This is a genomic window from uncultured Phocaeicola sp. (assembly GCF_948499155.1).
Classification (GTDB): Bacteria; Bacteroidota; Bacteroidia; order Bacteroidales; family Bacteroidaceae; genus Phocaeicola; species Phocaeicola faecalis.
On the sequence record NZ_CAOOSE010000047.1, the window covers coordinates 1 to 1523 of the forward strand.

Here is a 1523-nt window from a genome sequence, read left to right on the forward strand (position 1 = left end):
TTCATAAGTATATCTGTTTATTAACGCTGCAAAGATACGATATACTCTGATAAAATGCGTACATTTGCAGCCATAAATAAAGTTGAATTATGAAAATAGGAATTATAACAGCCATGAGTTCCGAGCAGAAACAAGTAGCGCAACTGCTCGAAAACAAGAAAGAATACACCGAAGGTCCTTTCCAATATACTGAAGGCAGCATTAGAAATAATACCATTATCCTGATGAAATGCGGAATAGGTAAAGTGAACGCTGCTGCCGGTACTGTAGAACTGATCCGTACCTTCCAACCCGACTGTGTCATCAGCACCGGTGTAGCAGGAGGCATAGACAGCTGCCTGAAAATAATGGATGTTGTGGTGAGCCGACAAATTGTATATCATGATGTATGGTGTGGAGAAGGCAATATGTACGGACAGATACAAGGACTTCCCGCCCGATTCGAAGGTAATGCCACATTGTTTGATTGCGCCATGTCACTGGATACTCCGACCGCCATTCATGGAGGTCTGATATGCAGCGGAGACAAATTCATCACCGACCGTTCCGAACTGAACGACATTAAAGAAAAGTTCCACGAAGGGCTGGCAGTAGATATGGAATCGGGAGCCATCGCCCAAATCTGTTATATATATAAGGTACCGTTCATCAGTTTCCGTATCATCAGCGATACGCCGGGATCCGACAACCATTGGGAACAATACACAAATTTTTGGGAGACTATAGCCGACCGTTCCTTCGAGGTCACTCATACCTTCCTTTCCTCATTACCAGCTAATTTATAAAAACGAATAATATGAAGACAATACCCAGTTTTACCATTGACCATATCCGCTTGCTTCGCGGTATCTATGTATCCAGAAAAGACGAAGTGGGCGGTGAAACGGTCACAACCTTTGACATCCGCATGAAAGAACCCAACCGGGAACCTGCTTTGGGGCAAGGAGCCTTGCATACCATAGAGCATCTAGCCGCTACCTACCTGCGTAACCACCCTATATGGTCTGACAAAATTGTCTACTGGGGACCGATGGGATGCCTCACCGGTAACTACCTGTTAATGAAAGGCGATTTAAAATCGGAAGATATTATAGAACTGATGCAGGAAACGTTCCGCTTTGTAGCCGATTTTGAAGGCGAAGTTCCGGGAGCCGCCCCTAAAGATTGCGGTAACTACTTGCTTCATGACCTGCCTATGGCCAAATGGGAGTCGGCCAAATATCTGCATGAAGTATTGGAACACATGACAAAAGATAATCTGTATTATCCTACTAAAGAGTAATTCTCAACAACAGAACAGTAGAAACGTAATAACAGAAAATAGAAAAGCCGCTTTCTTTTCAGAGAGCGGCTTTTCTTTAAGTCCTTTTCAATAGAGATTGAATTACTTACGTAATCCTAGTGCTTTAACAATAGCACGATATCTTTCGATATCACGGTTCTTCAGGTAGTTCAACAACGCACGGCGTTTACCTACCAAAGTTGTCAAAGCTCTTTCAGTGCTATAATCTTTTCTGTTGAGC

The 1523-nt window shown here is 43.2% G+C and carries 3 protein-coding genes; 2 read left to right on the forward strand and 1 reads right to left on the reverse strand.

Translation table 11 applies throughout. The annotated features are described in order from the left end of the window. Positions 1 to 89 precede the first annotated feature (89 nt). Together QYT14_RS18495 and QYT14_RS18500 are read left to right on the forward strand one after the other, a co-directional pair. Positions 90 to 785 carry a 5'-methylthioadenosine/adenosylhomocysteine nucleosidase gene (locus tag QYT14_RS18495; RefSeq protein ID WP_016271166.1) on the forward strand — a complete coding sequence of 232 codons (696 nt, stop codon included), beginning with the start codon at positions 90 to 92 and terminating at the stop codon, positions 783 to 785. An 11-nt stretch (positions 786 to 796) separates the two neighbouring features. Beyond that, positions 797 to 1282, forward strand: a complete 486-nt coding sequence (locus tag QYT14_RS18500) for an S-ribosylhomocysteine lyase (protein ID WP_008781378.1) — start codon at positions 797 to 799, stop codon at positions 1280 to 1282. A 102-nt stretch (positions 1283 to 1384) separates the two neighbouring features. On the opposite strand, the gene QYT14_RS18505 is transcribed toward QYT14_RS18500, so the two are convergent. After that, the coding region (locus tag QYT14_RS18505) for a 30S ribosomal protein S15 (RefSeq protein ID WP_289826485.1) at positions 1385 to 1523 on the reverse strand (139 nt) is incomplete at its 5' end.